Raw genomic sequence first — 14,711 nt, forward strand, 5'->3', positions numbered from 1 at the left:
AAGCAAAGGAGTGTTCAGATGGTCAAGTCGTTAGCGCTGTTGTTGCTGACCGGTACGCTGGCGGCCTGCGGGAGTAACCCGAAGGCCGAGGCGACACCTGCGCCGGATGCGGCACAGAAAGGCTGCTACCAGGCCGACTGGCAGGCCGAAACCAATCCGGTGCTGAACAAGCGCTCGGGGCCGGACGGTCTGGACAAATACGAGACGCAAACCCCGGCCAAGGAACATGGTTGTCCTTGACCGGTCTGACTCTTTAACTCAGGGCTGACGGCGTTGGCTGTCAGTCGAGGAACACGGATGAAAGGCTTGATCGCCATTGTGGCGTTGGCATTGTTGGGCGGTTGCGCGCAGTTGAACCTGTTTCAGTCGTCCGCACCTGCGGACAGCTGGACCACCTGGACCTGCGACAGCCAGGCCAAAGTGCTGTGGCGTTACGCCGATGCCGGCCAGAAGGAAGTCGATGTTCGGCTGGGTGGCGGTGATCAGGTCTATCGCCTTAAAGAAGAGCCGGGCGCCTCGGGCGTGCTGTACAGCGACGGCATGCTGGCGTTTCACGTCAAGGGTGACGAAGGCCTGGTGTACTGGGTCGCCACCAATGACCTGATTGGCCGCGGCTGCAAAGCCGAGTAAGACGATTGAATTGATTCACATAGATCCAAAATGTGTGAGCGGGCTTGCTCGCGAAGGCGGTGGATCAGCTTGCATCAATGTTGAATGTAAATCCGCATTCGCGAGCAAGTCGAATCGTCGCACCGCCGCTCCCACAGGGTTCTCTGTTGTTCACAAGATTTTGGTAACACCGAATCACCAGACCGGGCTTCGACCCCCGATCTGCAATCACTTGAATAGCCGCCGCCGCTCCGGCAGGCTGGCACGATTAACGACCCTCAACCGGGAGAGACACACACAATGGCACTTATCAGCATGCGCCAGATGCTGGACCACGCAGCCGAGTTCGGCTACGGCGTTCCAGCCTTCAACGTCAACAACCTTGAGCAGATGCGCGCCATCATGGAAGCCGCTGACAAGACTGACTCCCCGGTGATCGTCCAGGCTTCGGCCGGCGCTCGCAAATACGCCGGCGCGCCATTCCTGCGTCACCTGATCCTGGCCGCGATCGAAGAATTCCCGCACATCCCGGTGTGCATGCACCAGGACCACGGCACCAGCCCTGACGTCTGCCAGCGCTCCATTCAACTGGGCTTCAGCTCGGTGATGATGGACGGCTCCCTGGGCGAAGACGGCAAGACCCCGACCGACTACGAATACAACGTCCGCGTTACCCAACAAACCGTCGCCATGGCTCACGCCTGCGGCGTTTCGGTTGAAGGCGAGCTGGGCTGCCTGGGTTCGCTGGAAACCGGCATGGCCGGTGAAGAAGACGGCATCGGCGCTGAGGGCGTTCTGGATCACAGCCAGATGCTGACCGACCCGGAAGAAGCCGCTGACTTCGTCAAGAAGACCCAAGTTGATGCCCTGGCCATCGCTATCGGCACCAGCCACGGCGCCTACAAGTTCACCAAGCCACCTACCGGTGACGTACTGGCGATCGACCGCATCAAGGAAATCCACAAGCGCATCCCGAACACCCACCTGGTGATGCACGGTTCCTCTTCGGTTCCGCAAGAGTGGCTGGCGATCATTAACCAGTACGGCGGCGACATCAAAGAAACCTACGGCGTACCGGTTGAAGAAATCGTCGAAGGCATCAAGTACGGCGTGCGCAAGGTCAACATCGACACCGACCTGCGCCTGGCATCCACCGGTGCGATGCGTCGCCTGATGGCCACCAACCCGAGCGAATTCGACCCACGTAAATTCTTCGGCGCAACCGTGACGGCGATGCGTGATGTGTGTATCGCTCGTTATGAAGCGTTCGGTACTGCCGGTAATGCTTCGAAGATCAAGCCGATCTCGTTGGAAGCGATGTTCCAGCGTTATCTGAAAGGTGAGTTGAACGCCAAGGTTAACTAAGCCTGAACGTTAAGCTGCGCTGATAAAAAACCCGCCGAGAGGCGGGTTTTTTGTGGGTGGTAATTTTTTCGCGTAGCGACACTGTTCATGAGGAGTGCCTGATAAGTTGATCTAACTGAGTTCTGCTTATTTCCAATAGATCTCAATGACTGTCAGATCTGACAGTAGGCAATCTCAAGCGATACTCACAAGATAAGACTCCACCTCGTAATGGAGTACACAGCAATGACTACAAAGGACGTTAACCCCAAAGGCCCGGCCCCGGCTACCCAGCCAGTTGAGCCAAAAACGGAAGACCTCAAAAACTCCAAGGGGCCAGCTCCTTTCATACGCCCTAAGCAACCAGAGTAAGCCCCCTGGCTTTAAAATCCACAGACATGTGACTTCTTTTTTACTTCGTGATGGATTGAGGCAATAGCTGTCCATATAAGAAACCCGCCGAGAGGCGGGTTTTTTATGGGTGAGTGATTGGTAAGTCGCACGTCCGGGTTGTCCAGTGATTTCTTTGTTAAAGGCGGATTTGTTATTTCAAAGGGATATAAGTACCTGTCAGATATTACAGGTGTGCGGAAATATGGAGCCGCCTACTATCGGGTTTCACTTGTCCCTCGGAAAGATAGAAATGAAAAACGAAAAGGAAATAAAAGGCGACGCTGGCGTTGACGACTCCTTATTTGGTTCTATGAAAATCACCTACAAGCATCAAAAATATGGTGAGCATTCGATGAAATTTATAGATTATGGTTTTTTATATAAGGGGGAAAAGTCTTTTCAACTTTCTCCAAAGTACCGAGAGTTTGAAGGTCACAAGTATTATTTGTCATTGTCCTTTAAGGCAGGCCTTGATGTTCAAAAGAATTATGAGCTAGGTGGAAAAGATGCACCCGTTCGCGCGCATTTGGAGATTGATGATATAAAAGGTGATCAGTACGCTAGCGGTAAGTTCAATTTGTCAAGAAGTGGCGAATATCCGGAGGGAACCTTTGATATCTCTGAAGAAGGCGTCTTTTCAGCAGTAGGTAAATTTGAGTACAAGAAGTGGCCTTAGTTGATACCGGTTAAAGCTGTACCGACGGTCTGCTGGTTTATTAAGCTTTGCATTGTCCGATAGTTGAGGGGCTGTAAGTTCTATTTATCGTGATAAATATCCAGCTTGGTAAACGCAGGAAGCGGGGGCGGATCTGTTTGAGTCGCCAGCACTCGTATAGTTGATGTCGGTAGTATGGAAAGTTAGGGCTTTGCTTGGTTTTTGTAGTTCAAGGCCAGCTACCAAATGCGAACGGATATAAGCGCCTGTCAGATATTACAGGTGTACTGCCGCTGGTAGGTGGTTATTCTTCCGTTTTACTTACTTTTCGGATGAAAAATATGAGCACTAATAAAAGCATCAAAATAGAAATTCCTGAATTCATGGAGGTTACATTCAAGCATGAAGGTTATGATGAGCAAAAATTTGAGGGCGGAGGCCACCTAACCCACAGGGATGGGTTTTTTTATATTAATACGAAGCAAAGGGAGCTAGGTGGACATAGTTATTATATGAACCTTAAATTCAGAGATAATCTTGCGGTTGACGTGTACACGCTGGACGGAAAAGATGAGCCCGTGAGAGGGCATTTAGAATTTGATGGCATTGAAAATGATAAGTATGCAAGCGGTATGTTGAGATTGACACAGGTAAGCCCGTATCCTGTAGGCGAGTTCGACCTCGTTGAAGGAAAGTTGTCAGCTAAGGGGACGTTTACGTTCAGGCGTTAGTTTTTGATACTGGCCTTAAGTAATACGGCAGACTCTTGGAGTCTGCCGGTTTATTGATCTTTGCATTGTCCGATGGTTGAGCGATGTTAGTACTATTTATCGTGATCAATATCCAGCTTGGTAAACGTCACCTGCCCACCCTCACTGGTATACCCGGTGTTGTCCTGCACATACACCCCAGCCTTGAAGTACAGCGGCTTGTTGCGCCACGTCGCGCTGATTTGTGAATCCCACTGATAACCCGCTGCGCTCACACCCAGTGCACCGCCGGGGCTGAGGTGGATCAGGTAGTTGAATTCGCGGTCGAGTTTGATGCCGGTGGCGAGGGTGATGACGCGGCTTTCGTCGTCATCGGGGTGCATGCGCACCTTGATCACCAGGTTGCCGGTTTCGGTCTTGGTCTTGTACTGGTATTCGAGCTTGACCATCGGCTTCTGGCTTTCATGCGCGTGGATCTGGCCGATGACGATCTTGCCCGAGCTGGGCACCTTGTTCACCGCGAGGGTTGCGCGCAGGGTGTTGTCGGCGTCCGGGTAATACCAGTTGCGCAGGGTGCCGTTGCTGAAGGTTTCGCGCAGTTCGGTGCGCGGGTAGATGGCGTTTTCGGTTTTTGACCCGGTCACCGGTGACCAGAAAAACAGCGTGCCGGTGTCGGAATGGAAGTACTGATCCTTGAAGCCATTCACCAGTTTGGAGGTTTCGACGGTGTACGGCGGACTGCCGACGGGAACGCTGAGGTTCCAGGTTGCGAGATCGATCATGTCGGTTCTTCCACTCAATTCATCCTGAACGCGAGTGCCAGAAGCTCTAGCCCGCGCCTTTTCGGGCGGCAGTTATAAGCGTAGAGGAGTTTTTTGTTAACGCCCGTTTGGCAGATGATTGGCGTCAACATCCTGTCGAAATGCCATCTGTGCCGGTTTTCGGGGGCTGCAGGGGTGACCGTTAGTCGGTAAGTCGCCGCTTTGGCTAAATGATGGCGGCGTGACAGCTTCTGCTTTCACAGATCCGCGACTAGAGTGATGGCTCAGTAACTGTACGGTTTTCCCAAGAACCGGCCGATAGTCCGACAAGAGATGTCCCGACAAGAGAAGCAGCATGGAATGCGCGCAACCCCAGCCAGGTGAAGGCAGCTCTGTCCTTTTGATCGTTGATGATTACCCTGAAAACCTGATCAGCATGCGCGCGTTGCTGCAGTGTCAGGATTGGCACGTCATGACCGCCGCCTCCGGCTTCGAGGCACTCAATCTGCTGCTCGAACACGACGTCGACCTGGTGCTGCTGGATGTGCAGATGCCGGGCATGGACGGCTTTGAAGTCGCGCGATTGATGCGCGGCAGCCAGCGCACACGCCTCACGCCGATCATTTTCCTTACCGCCAACGAACAGTCCCAGGACGCGGTGATCAAGGGCTATGCCAGTGGCGCGGTGGATTACCTGTTCAAACCGTTCGATCCGCAGATCCTCAAACCGAAAGTCCAGGCGTTGCTCGAACACCAGCGCAACCGCCGCGCCTTGCAGCGCCTGAGTCATGATCTGGAGGTCGCGCGGGCCTTCAATGCCTCGGTGCTGGATAACGCGGCGGAAGGAATATTGGTGCTCGGCGAGGACGGTTTGATCCGCTTCGCCAACCCGGCGATTTCGCGGCTGCTGAATGCGCCGGTGAAAGAGCTGGAGGGCAAGGAATTTCTCGATTATCTGCAGAAACCGCACATCCCGCTGTGGGCTGATTCCGAGCTGTTGGCCGGCTATAAACGCGGTGAGACCTTGCGTCTGCACGATGCGTTGTTACGCACGGCGCCGGGGCAACAGGTGCCGGTGGCGTTGTCCTGCGCGCCGTTGCCGCCCGAGCAGCGGGCGATGGTGGTGACGGTGCTGGACATGTCAGTGGTGCGTCACCTGCATCAGCAGCTGGAATTTCAAGCGGTCACCGATCCGTTGACCGGTCTGCTCAATCGCCGGGGCTTTTATCAGACGGTGGAAAACCTGCTGCTGCGCGGTGAACGCAGCGACAGCAGTTGGGTGCTGCTGTATCTGGATCTCGATGGCTTTAAACGGGTCAACGATTCCCTTGGCCACGATGCCGGCGACCGGGTGCTGCGCTGGGTCTCCGAGCAGTTGAAGGCGTGCTTGAGGCCGTTCGATATTCTCGCGCGCATGGGCGGTGACGAGTTCACGGCATTGCTCGATCTGGAGTTCCCCGAGCAGGCGGCGAAGATTGCCGAGAAGCTCATCGAGCGGGTGTCGATCTGTCAGCAGATCGAGGGATTGGACATTGCCCTCGGCGCGAGTATCGGCATCGCCACTTACCCGGACTGCGGCTCGAACCTCGACGGCCTGCTGCGCGCCTCCGACATTGCCATGTACGAAGCCAAGCGCGCCGGGCGTCAGCAGTATCGTTTTTACGATCACGAAATGAACGGCCGCGCCCGCTCTCGGCTGATGCTTGAAGAGAGCGTGCGCAACGCCATCGAGAACCGGGATTTCAATCTGGTGTATCAGCCGCAAGTGGCGATCGACAGCGGGCAGATCCGCGGTTTCGAGGCGTTGCTGCGCTGGCAGCATCCGAGCGTCGGCGACGTGCCGCCGGGGCTGTTCCTGCCGCTACTGGAAGAAGCACGGCTGATCAGTCGGCTCGGCAGCTGGATCTATCATCGCGGCGCCGGCCAGCGCAAAGCCTGGGAAACCCTGTTCGCCGAGGATCTGGTGCTTGGCGTGAGTTTGAGCAACACCCAGTTCGGTCTGCCGAACCTGGTCACCGAATTGCGTCAGGTGCTTGAGCGGCACGCGCTGGAGCCACGGCAACTGGAGGTGGAAATCACCGAAGACGCGCTGATGCACAACCCCGACGAGACCCGCAAACAGCTGCGCCTGCTGCGCAATCTCGGGGTGCGCGTGGCGCTGGATGATTTTGGTTCGGGGCCGTGTTCGCTGGCGCATCTGCGTGATCTGGAGCTGGATACGCTCAAGCTTGATCGACACCTGATTGCGCGGCTGCCGGATTCGACGCGCGACGCGGCACTGGTCAGCAACGTGATCAATCTGTGTAAACAGTACGGCTTGCTGGTGATCGCCGAAGGCGTGGAAACCATCGAACAGTATCAATGGCTGCAAGCGCATGGCTGCGAATATGTGCAGGGTTTCCTGGTGGCGCGTCCGCTGACCTCCGAAGACGCCGCCAGCTTCGCCGAGCCCTTCGACTGGAGCGCGCTGCCGGTTTGAATTCGTTACACTGGCGCTCTTTTCGAACCGTATTGCCGTGCCCATGACTGCGTTGAAATACCTCCAGGCCTATCCCGCGCAATTGCAGGATCAGGTGCGCCAACTGATCGCCGAACAGCGTCTGGGTGACTACCTGAGCCAACGCTATCCGGGGCGTCACGATGTGCAGAGCGACAAGGCGCTGTACAGCTACGCGCTGGACCTGAAGCAGGAATATCTGCGCAACGCACCGGCCATCGACAAGGTGCTGTTCGACAACCGCCTCGACCTGACGCACCGCGCGCTGGGCCTGCACACCACGGTCTCAAGGGTGCAGGGCGGCAAGCTCAAGGCCAAGAAAGAGATTCGCATCGCCTCGTTGTTCAAGGAGGCGGCCCCTGAGTTCCTGAAGATGATCGTCGTGCACGAACTGGCGCACTTCAAGGAATCGGACCACAACAAGGCCTTCTATAAATTGTGCGAACACATGCTGCCGGGGTATCACCAGATCGAGTTCGATCTGCGGGTATACCTGACGTGGCGGGATCTGCAATAGCCGCAACAAGGAGCGGGTAGATGGACGTCAGCAAGACCAAAAGCAGTTTTTCCGGCGCCTGTACGTGGCCTACCTGATCGACAGCGGCCTGGCCCCAAGCGTCCCGGCGCTGACCGAAGTGACCGGCATGCCCCGGCGCACGGCGCAGGACACGATCGCCGCGCTGGCGGATCTGGACATCGTCTGTGAATTCGAGCAGGAAGAGGGCGCGCGCAACCATGCCGGGCGCTATCGGATTCGCGAGTGGGGAGCGATTGATCGCGGGTGGATCGAGCGTAATCTGCGGCAGATCAAGACTGTGCTGGAGTATCCCTGAGTTTTGCAGTGCCTGAGCTGACGCCTTCGCGAGCAAGCCCGCTCCCACAGTCGATCGAGTTCCTTCAGATGGAATGCAATCAAATGTGGGAGCGGGCTTGCTCGCGAAGGGGCTCTTATGGGCGACGCATGCCTATGTGCGGAATGTCATCCTCCAGATACTCCTCACCCGCCACCACAAACCCGTACCTGCCGTAATACCCCTGCAAATGCGCCTGCGCCGACAGATAGATCGGCACCTGCGGCCAATGCTTCCCGGCCTGTTTCAGCGCGTGCTCCATCATCACATGCCCCAGCCCTTTGCCGCGGCCCTGCGGCGCAATGATCACGCGGCCAATCACCACGTCACCGCCCTGGGATTCGGGGTCCAGCAGGCGCAGATAGGCCATCAGTTGATCGCCTTCCCAGCCCATGAGGTGATGGGTGTCGCCGCCCAGATCCTGGCCGTCGAGGTCCGGGTAGGCGCATTTCTGTTCGACCACGAACACTTCCGAGCGTAGCTTCAGCAGTGCGTACAACTCTTCTTTGCCCAGATCACTGTGATGCTTGCAGACCCACTCGATTGTCATCTTCCGACTCCTTGAACTCCGTCGCCCGATACTAAGGGCACTGGCGCCGGATGTCTGTATGGCGGAACAGTCTGTGACAAAGGTCAAAATGCCATCATTCCTTTCTCGCGATAGCGGCTGCTTTGTGTAATCTGCTGGAAAGCGCTGTGCACTGGCTTCAATGAGCTACTGTTAGGGCCTGGGTTTCGCCGGTAAGGGGCCTTGGGGTTTTGACTGAAAACACGCTGGGCAGCCCGCCCGCTAAGGATTTTCAAGCATGCCGCGACTGCATCGAGCCTTTGCTTTGATCGGATTGCTCTTGCTGGCCCAAACCGCCTCAGCGGAGAAGTTGCGACTGGTGTTTGATATCTGGCCGCCCTTTACCGACGACACGCTGGTCAACGGTGGCCTGGCCACCGACATCGTCAGCACCGCGCTGGCGCGGGCCGGTTATGCCAGCGACTATGAACAGGTACCTTGGGCGCGGGCACTGCTGGGGGTGGGCGAAGGACGATACGACGTGCTGGTCAACGCCTGGTACAACGACGAACGGACCAAAATCGGCCAGTTCTCTGGCGAATACCTGCTCAACCGCATCCGCTTTCTCAAGCGCAAGGACACGCCGCTGGAGTACGGCAGCCTGGAACAACTGCACACCTACCCGGTGGCGGTGGTGCGCGGTTATGCCTACTCGCAGGCCTTCGATGCCGATACCGCACTGGAGAAAGTCCCTGTGCATAACTTCGCCATGGCCGTGCGCATGCTGGCGGCGGACCGGGTCAAGCTGACCCTGGAAGATGAATACGTCGCGCGCTATTACCTGGCCCGCGAATCAGCCAAAGTGCGCAACGCCGTGGAGTTTCTGCCCAAGCCGCTGAGCGAGAACAGCCTGCATATTCTGGTAAGCCTGAAGAATCCGCAGCATGAGCAGATTGTGGCCGGGTTTGACAAGGCGATTGCGGCGATGAAGGCAGATGGCAGTTATGACAAGTTGCTGCGCCAGCATGGGATGTGAGAGCTGATCCAGAATTTGTTAAGTGGCTGATGGCCCTATCGCGAGCAGGCTCACTCCTACAGTTTGAAATGCGTTCCCTTGTAGGAGTGAGCCTGCTCGCGATGGCGTCTGATCAGCCGCCGCTGACCTCACTGGTGTCTTTGATCAAATGCGCCGCCAACGTGCGCAACGGCCCCAGCTGCCGGCAGATCAACGCCAGTTGCGTCTGCACCAGTCGCTGTCCTTCATCGATCTCGTCGGGCATCTGTTCCAGCTCATTGGCCAGCGCTTCTTCTTCGTCACTCTGAATCGCCACCGGTTGCTTGTTCGCCAGGCCCTGGGCGATGTCGTCGATGCTCGCGGCCAGTTTCACTCCGGCGCCGTCGATCAGCTGTTCACGCACGTCTGCCGGTAGCTGCGTTTCGCGATGCGCGCCCAACCCGGAGAGGTAGCTGAGCAGGGTGTGCGACAGCACCAGAAAACGGAAACCGACGTCCGCTTCCTTACGGAAATGCCCCGGCTCCATGAGCATGTTCGCCAGCGTTGTCGACAGCGCCGCATCGGCGTTATGCGCGTTGCGTCGGGCCAGGCGATAGGCGAGGTCGTCGCTCTTGCCGGCAGCGTATTGCTGCATGATCTGGCGCAGGTAGATGCTGTTGCAGGTCAGGGTGTTGGCCAGCACCTTGTTCAGGCGTCGGCCCTGCCAGTCCGGCAGGAACAGGAACACCGTCAGGCCGGCGATCAGGCTGCCGAGCAGGGTATCGAACAGGCGCGGCAGGAACAGCCCGTAGCCATCGCCGATCTGGTTGAAGCAGAACAGCACCATGATGGTGATGGCGGCGGTCGCCAGGGTGTAGCGCGTGGTGCGGTTGGTAAAGAACACCACCCCGGCGGCGATCGCGAAGCACGACTGCACCAGCGGGCTGGGGAACAGATCGAACAGCGCCCACGCCACGGTCAGGCCGATGGCGGTGCCGAGAATCCGCTGACCGAGCTTGCGCCGGGTCGCGCCGTAGTTCGGCTGGCAGACGAACAGGGTGGTGAGGATGATCCAGTAACCCTGCGACGGGTGAATCAGGTGCACCATGCCATAGCCGATACTCAGCGCCAGCGGCAGACGCAGGGCGTGACGGAACAGCAAGGACGTCGGTGTCAGTTGCGTACGCAAGCGAATCCACACGTCCTTGAGGTTGCGCGGCGAGCGATCGAGCAGGCTGCTGTCGGTGGCGTCCGCCAGGGCGTCGGGGTTGCTCGCGTCGCTGAGCAAGCGGTCGAGGGTGCCGAGGTTGGCGGCCAGTGCGCGCAGCGAACGCAGGAGACCGCGCCACGCCGGATTGCTCTGAATACGCAGGTGTTCAAGGGAGGCATCGAGGTCCGTCAGCGCTTCGGCAAAACTGGCGTCGTAGACGAACGGCTGGCGCATCTGGATCGATTCGGCCAATGCGCGGCAGGCCTTGCCCTGCTGGCGCAACAAACGCTGGCAGCGGAACAGCACGTCGCTGTGGAAGAACGCATCGGCCAGCGCGTTGTACGGATAGTGCGAGGAGCTGGCGCGCTCGTGGATGTCCTGGGCGAGGAAATACAGCTTCAGATAGCGACTGACTTTCGACCCCGGGCGACCGTTGCCGACCCGGTGCAGAATGATTTCCTTGGCACTGTTCAGCGCGGCGACCACGCGACCGTTTTGCTGCGCCAGTTCCAGCCGTCGGCCTTCGACGTCCAGTTGGCGGATCGGCTCGAACAGCGAGGCTTTCAGCTTCAGGTAGAAACCCAGTTCACGGAACAGCCGCGCCAGACTCTGCTGCACCGGCTGGTTGGAAAACATCGCCTGCCACAGCACCGACAGCAGGCCGTACCACGCGGCACCCGCCACCAGCAGCATCGGTTCGTGCCAGAAATCGGTGACCGCGCCGCCGCGCTGATCCACGCCGATCATGGTGTAGACCGACAGAATCAAGGTCGCCGAGGCAATCGCGCCATAACGCTCGCCGAGTGCGCCGAGCATGGTCAGGCCGAAGCTGGCCAAGGCCAGGGCGATGGCGAACACGATGGGGTAAGGGAAGAGCAGTTCCACCGACAGCGCGGCGATACTGAAACATACCAGCGTCACGGCGAGGGCGTTGAGGCGCCCCTGCCAACTGTCGTCGGTCTCGGCCAGGGCGCTGGCGATGATCCCGAGGAACAATGGGATCAGCAGGCCCATTTCATCCTGATACCAACACAGCGCCATGCTGCCGGTCAGGGCGATGAACACCCGCACGCTGTAGCTGAATTTATCCAGCGCCCACAGGCGCCGCAAAGACTGACGAAACGAGGTCGAGGACATGAAGTGCGAAGGCCTTCCGAGGCGATGCCGCTAAATTGAGCCAGTAATGACGCCGACGCAATGGCGCCGATCACATCTGACAGCAAAAAGTGTTCCTTTTACTTACACCACAAACCACTGTGGGAGCGAGCCTGCTCGCGAAAGCGGAGCGTCATTCAACATTGATGTCGACTGATACACCGCATTCGCGAGCAGGCTCGCTCCCACAGGTCTTGCGTTTGATTTTGGATCAGACGTACTGCGCGGCCGCGTACCCCGAGGCCCAGGCCCACTGGAAGTTGAAACCGCCCAGATGCCCGGTGACGTCGAGCACTTCGCCGACAAAATACAGCCCCGGGCTTTTCAGCGACTCCATGGTCTTGGACGACACTTCGCGGGTATCGACGCCGCCCAGCGTGACCTCGGCGGTGCGATAGCCTTCGGTGCCAGCCGGGACGACTTTCCAGCTGCCGAGCTTGTCGGCGATCTGCGCCAGTTCGGCGTGGGTGTACTGCTTCATCGGTTTGGACACGAACCAGTTGTCCGCCAGCAGATTGGCCATCTTCTTGGTGAAGATCTCGCCGAGCAGGGTTTTCAGTTCACTGTTCGGGCGTTCGGCCACTTGCTGTTGCAGCCATGCCGCGGTGTCGTGATCCGGCAACAGGTTGATCTCCACGGTGTCGCCCGGCTCCCAGAACGACGAGATCTGCAGAATCGCCGGGCCACTGAGACCACGGTGAGTGAACAGAATGTTCTCGCGAAAGCTCTGGTCGTTGCAGCTGACCAGACAATCCACCGAAGTACCGGACAGCTCGGTGCAGAGTTCCTTGAGCTGATCAGTGATGGTGAACGGCACGAGTCCGGCGCGAGTCGGCAGCAGTTCATGGCCGAACTGTTTGGCGACCTGATAACCGAAACCGGTAGCGCCCAGCGTCGGGATCGACAACCCGCCGGTGGCGATCACCAGCGACTGGCACTGAACCTGGCCGAGGGTGGTGTCGAGCAGGTAGCCGCTTTCGACCTTTTCGATGGTCTGGATCGAGGTGTCGAGGTGCAGCTCGACGCCGACCTGATCGCACTCGTCGAGCAGCATGCCGAGGATGTCGCTGGATTTGTTATCGCAGAACAGCTGACCGAGTTTCTTCTCGTGGTACGGCACGCCGTGCTTGGCGACCATGCCGATGAAATCCCACTGGGTGTAGCGCGCCAGAGCCGATTTGCAGAAATGCGGGTTACCCGAGAGGAAATTGCCCGGTTCGGTGTACATGTTGGTGAAATTGCAGCGGCCACCACCGGACATCAGGATTTTCTTGCCGGCCTTGTTCGCATGATCGAGCAGCAACACCTGACGCCCACGCCCGGCGGCGGTCAGTGCACACATCAACCCTGCGGCGCCAGCGCCAATGATCACGACTTCGGTAGAGCGCAAAACGGTGTCCTCACACAAAATTCAAATTCACCGGAAACCAATGTGGGAGCGAGCCTGCTCGCGATAGCAGTGTGTCAGTCACAAAGATATCAACTGACAGATTGCATTCGCGAGCAGGCTCGCTCCCACAGAGATGTGCGTTGTTCTTAAAGGACCCGCACGCGCAACGAACGGCCCTTGATCTTGCCGTTGTTCAAGCGCTGCAGCGCCTGCATGACCACGGTGCGTTCAACCGCCACATACGACTGGAAGTCGAAGATCGCGATCTTGCCGACCTGGGCGCCGGGGATGCCGGCATCGCCAGTCAGTGCGCCGAGGATGTCGCCCGGACGCACTTTGTCTTTACGCCCGCCGGCGATGCACAGGGTGCTCATCGGTGGCTGCAGCGGGGCGCCGCCCTGGGACTTGAGGTTATCGACCTGATCCCAGTTCAGCGGAGCTTTCTGCAGCTGTTCGATGGCTTGCGCGCGATGCGCTTCGGACGGCGCAACGAAGCTGACCGCAATGCCTTTCTCGCCGGCACGACCGGTACGGCCAACGCGGTGAATGTGGATTTCCGAGTCGCGGGCCAGTTCGACGTTGATCACCATGTCCAACGCGTCGATGTCCAGACCACGGGCGGCGACGTCGGTGGCGACCAGGACCGACGTACTGCGGTTGGCGAACATCGCCAGCACCTGATCGCGATCACGCTGTTCCAGATCGCCGTGCAGGCCGACGGCGGAAATGCCCTTGGAGGTCAGGTGGTCAACGGTTTCCTGCACTTGCTGCTTGGTGAAGCAGAACGCCACGCAGGAAGCCGGGCGGAAGTGGTGCAGGACTTTGGTCACTGCGCTCATGCGCTCTTCCGGAGAAATTTCGTAAAAGCGCTGCTCGATCTGCGTGTCGTCATGGAACGCTTCGGCTTTCACCGTTTGCGGATCGCGCATGAATTTCGACGCCAGTTGCTTGATGCCCACCGGGTACGTGGCGGAGAACAGCAGGGTCTGGCGGCGTGCCGGAGTCTTTTCGATGATGTCTTCGATGGCGTCGTAGAAGCCCATGTCGAGCATGCGGTCGGCTTCGTCGAGGATCAGCGTGTTCAGGCCGTCGAGCACCAGCGAACCCTTGCGCAGGTGTTGCTGGATACGCCCCGGGGTGCCGACGATGATGTGCGCGCCGTGCTCCAGCGAAGCGATCTGCGGGCCGAACGACACGCCGCCGCACAGGGTCAGGACCTTGATGTTGTCTTCGGCACGGGCCAGACGCCGGACTTCCTTGGCGACCTGGTCGGCCAGCTCACGGGTCGGGCAGATCACCAGCGCCTGGCAACCGAAGTAACGCGGGTTGATCGGGTTGAGCAGGCCGATGCCGAACGCGGCGGTCTTGCCGCTGCCGGTCTTGGCCTGGGCGATCAGGTCCATCCCCTTGAGGATCACCGGCAAGCTCTGCGCCTGGATCGGCGTCATCTGGGCATAACCGAGGGATTCGAGGTTAGCCAGCATGGCGGCGGACAGCGGCAGAGTATTAAAAGCGGTGGCGATGGTGGTCACGGGACTGGCCTGCAAAACAAAATGTCGCGCAGTGTAGCAGCCCCGTGCCACTTTCCTCGAAAGTTCTGGACGAACAGTGCCTGAATCCCGAGGCGAGAGGGT

General features: G+C 58.4%; 13 protein-coding genes and 1 pseudogene. 9 read left to right on the forward strand and 5 right to left on the reverse strand.

Translation table 11 applies throughout. From position 1 onward, the window contains the following. Window positions 1-18: 18 nt before the first annotated feature. From HDC30_RS21885 to HDC30_RS21905, 5 genes are all read left to right on the forward strand, one after another. Entirely contained in the window at window positions 19-240 is a 222-nt protein-coding gene (locus HDC30_RS21885; RefSeq protein ID WP_007961876.1) for a hypothetical protein, read from the forward strand. A gap of 57 nt (window positions 241-297) precedes the next feature. Continuing rightward, a complete protein-coding gene (locus HDC30_RS21890; RefSeq protein WP_183784873.1) occupies window positions 298-630 on the forward strand; it encodes an MliC family protein in 333 nt (110 codons plus the stop codon). 279 nt (window positions 631-909) lie between these two features. Beyond that, window positions 910-1,974, forward strand: a complete 1,065-nt coding sequence (gene fba / locus HDC30_RS21895) for a class II fructose-bisphosphate aldolase (RefSeq protein WP_003229012.1) — start codon at window positions 910-912, stop codon at window positions 1,972-1,974. Between the two features lie 622 nt (window positions 1,975-2,596). Further along, window positions 2,597-3,022, forward strand: a complete 426-nt coding sequence (locus HDC30_RS21900; RefSeq protein ID WP_183784874.1) for a hypothetical protein — start codon at window positions 2,597-2,599, stop codon at window positions 3,020-3,022. 320 nt (window positions 3,023-3,342) lie between these two features. Beyond that, window positions 3,343-3,732: a hypothetical protein gene (locus HDC30_RS21905; RefSeq protein WP_183784875.1), complete on the forward strand. Its 390-nt coding sequence runs from the start codon at window positions 3,343-3,345 to the stop codon at window positions 3,730-3,732. 92 nt (window positions 3,733-3,824) lie between these two features. Here the strand turns inward: HDC30_RS21905 and HDC30_RS21910 are convergent, their stop codons facing one another. Continuing rightward, window positions 3,825-4,493: a polysaccharide lyase family 7 protein gene (locus HDC30_RS21910; RefSeq protein ID WP_183784876.1), complete on the reverse strand. Its 669-nt coding sequence runs from the start codon at window positions 4,491-4,493 to the stop codon at window positions 3,825-3,827. Between the two features lie 334 nt (window positions 4,494-4,827). Here HDC30_RS21910 and HDC30_RS21915 point away from each other — a divergent pair, with 334 nt between their 5' ends. The 3 genes and pseudogenes from HDC30_RS21915 (at window position 4,828) to HDC30_RS21925 (ending at window position 7,802) form a co-directional block, all read left to right on the forward strand. Beyond that, window positions 4,828-6,951, forward strand: coding sequence for a bifunctional diguanylate cyclase/phosphodiesterase (locus tag HDC30_RS21915; protein ID WP_183784877.1), 2,124 nt, complete (start codon window positions 4,828-4,830; stop codon window positions 6,949-6,951). Window positions 6,952-6,994: 43 nt separating this feature from the next. After that, window positions 6,995-7,486, forward strand: coding sequence for a M48 family metallopeptidase (locus HDC30_RS21920; RefSeq protein WP_108184051.1), 492 nt, complete (start codon window positions 6,995-6,997; stop codon window positions 7,484-7,486). A gap of 20 nt (window positions 7,487-7,506) precedes the next feature. Further along, window positions 7,507-7,802: pseudogene (locus HDC30_RS21925) on the forward strand (helix-turn-helix domain-containing protein). Between the two features lie 115 nt (window positions 7,803-7,917). Here the strand turns inward: HDC30_RS21925 and HDC30_RS21930 are convergent. Further along, window positions 7,918-8,370 (reverse strand): GNAT family N-acetyltransferase, encoded by a 453-nt coding sequence (locus HDC30_RS21930; protein WP_183784878.1) that lies wholly within the window; start codon window positions 8,368-8,370, stop codon window positions 7,918-7,920. A gap of 256 nt (window positions 8,371-8,626) precedes the next feature. Between HDC30_RS21930 and HDC30_RS21935 the strand changes: the two genes are divergently transcribed. After that, the gene (locus HDC30_RS21935; protein WP_027610632.1) at window positions 8,627-9,364 is read left to right on the forward strand and encodes an ABC transporter substrate-binding protein; all 738 of its coding nucleotides are present in this window, start codon (window positions 8,627-8,629) and stop codon (window positions 9,362-9,364) included. Window positions 9,365-9,476: 112 nt separating this feature from the next. Here the strand turns inward: HDC30_RS21935 and yccS are convergent, their stop codons facing one another. From yccS to dbpA, 3 genes are all read right to left on the reverse strand, one after another. Continuing rightward, window positions 9,477-11,669 carry a YccS family putative transporter gene (yccS, locus tag HDC30_RS21940; protein ID WP_183784879.1) on the reverse strand — a complete coding sequence of 731 codons (2,193 nt, stop codon included), beginning with the start codon at window positions 11,667-11,669 and terminating at the stop codon, window positions 9,477-9,479. A 229-nt stretch (window positions 11,670-11,898) separates the two neighbouring features. After that, on the reverse strand, window positions 11,899-13,077 hold the full coding sequence (locus HDC30_RS21945) for an NAD(P)/FAD-dependent oxidoreductase (protein WP_115988727.1): 1,179 nt from the start codon (window positions 13,075-13,077) through the stop codon (window positions 11,899-11,901). A gap of 146 nt (window positions 13,078-13,223) precedes the next feature. Then, window positions 13,224-14,609 carry an ATP-dependent RNA helicase DbpA gene (gene dbpA, locus HDC30_RS21950; RefSeq protein WP_183784881.1) on the reverse strand — a complete coding sequence of 462 codons (1,386 nt, stop codon included), beginning with the start codon at window positions 14,607-14,609 and terminating at the stop codon, window positions 13,224-13,226. Window positions 14,610-14,711 lie beyond the last annotated feature (102 nt).

Origin of the sequence: Pseudomonas sp. JAI115 (genome assembly GCF_014200835.1) — a bacterium.
GTDB classification, from domain to species: Bacteria; Pseudomonadota; Gammaproteobacteria; order Pseudomonadales; family Pseudomonadaceae; genus Aquipseudomonas; species Aquipseudomonas putida_A.

Coding starts and splice junctions, on each gene's coding strand:
- HDC30_RS21910 (WP_183784876.1), bottom strand. CDS start 4,493: ATGATCGATCTCGCAACCTGGAACCTCAGCGTTCCCGTCGGCAGTCCG.
- HDC30_RS21935 (WP_027610632.1), top strand. CDS start 8,627: ATGCCGCGACTGCATCGAGCCTTTGCTTTGATCGGATTGCTCTTGCTG.
- HDC30_RS21930 (WP_183784878.1), bottom strand. CDS start 8,370: ATGACAATCGAGTGGGTCTGCAAGCATCACAGTGATCTGGGCAAAGAA.
- HDC30_RS21920 (WP_108184051.1), top strand. CDS start 6,995: ATGACTGCGTTGAAATACCTCCAGGCCTATCCCGCGCAATTGCAGGAT.
- fba (WP_003229012.1), top strand. CDS start 910: ATGGCACTTATCAGCATGCGCCAGATGCTGGACCACGCAGCCGAGTTC.
- yccS (WP_183784879.1), bottom strand. CDS start 11,669: ATGTCCTCGACCTCGTTTCGTCAGTCTTTGCGGCGCCTGTGGGCGCTG.
- HDC30_RS21890 (WP_183784873.1), top strand. CDS start 298: ATGAAAGGCTTGATCGCCATTGTGGCGTTGGCATTGTTGGGCGGTTGC.
- HDC30_RS21905 (WP_183784875.1), top strand. CDS start 3,343: ATGAGCACTAATAAAAGCATCAAAATAGAAATTCCTGAATTCATGGAG.
- HDC30_RS21885 (WP_007961876.1), top strand. CDS start 19: ATGGTCAAGTCGTTAGCGCTGTTGTTGCTGACCGGTACGCTGGCGGCC.
- HDC30_RS21900 (WP_183784874.1), top strand. CDS start 2,597: ATGAAAAACGAAAAGGAAATAAAAGGCGACGCTGGCGTTGACGACTCC.
- HDC30_RS21915 (WP_183784877.1), top strand. CDS start 4,828: ATGGAATGCGCGCAACCCCAGCCAGGTGAAGGCAGCTCTGTCCTTTTG.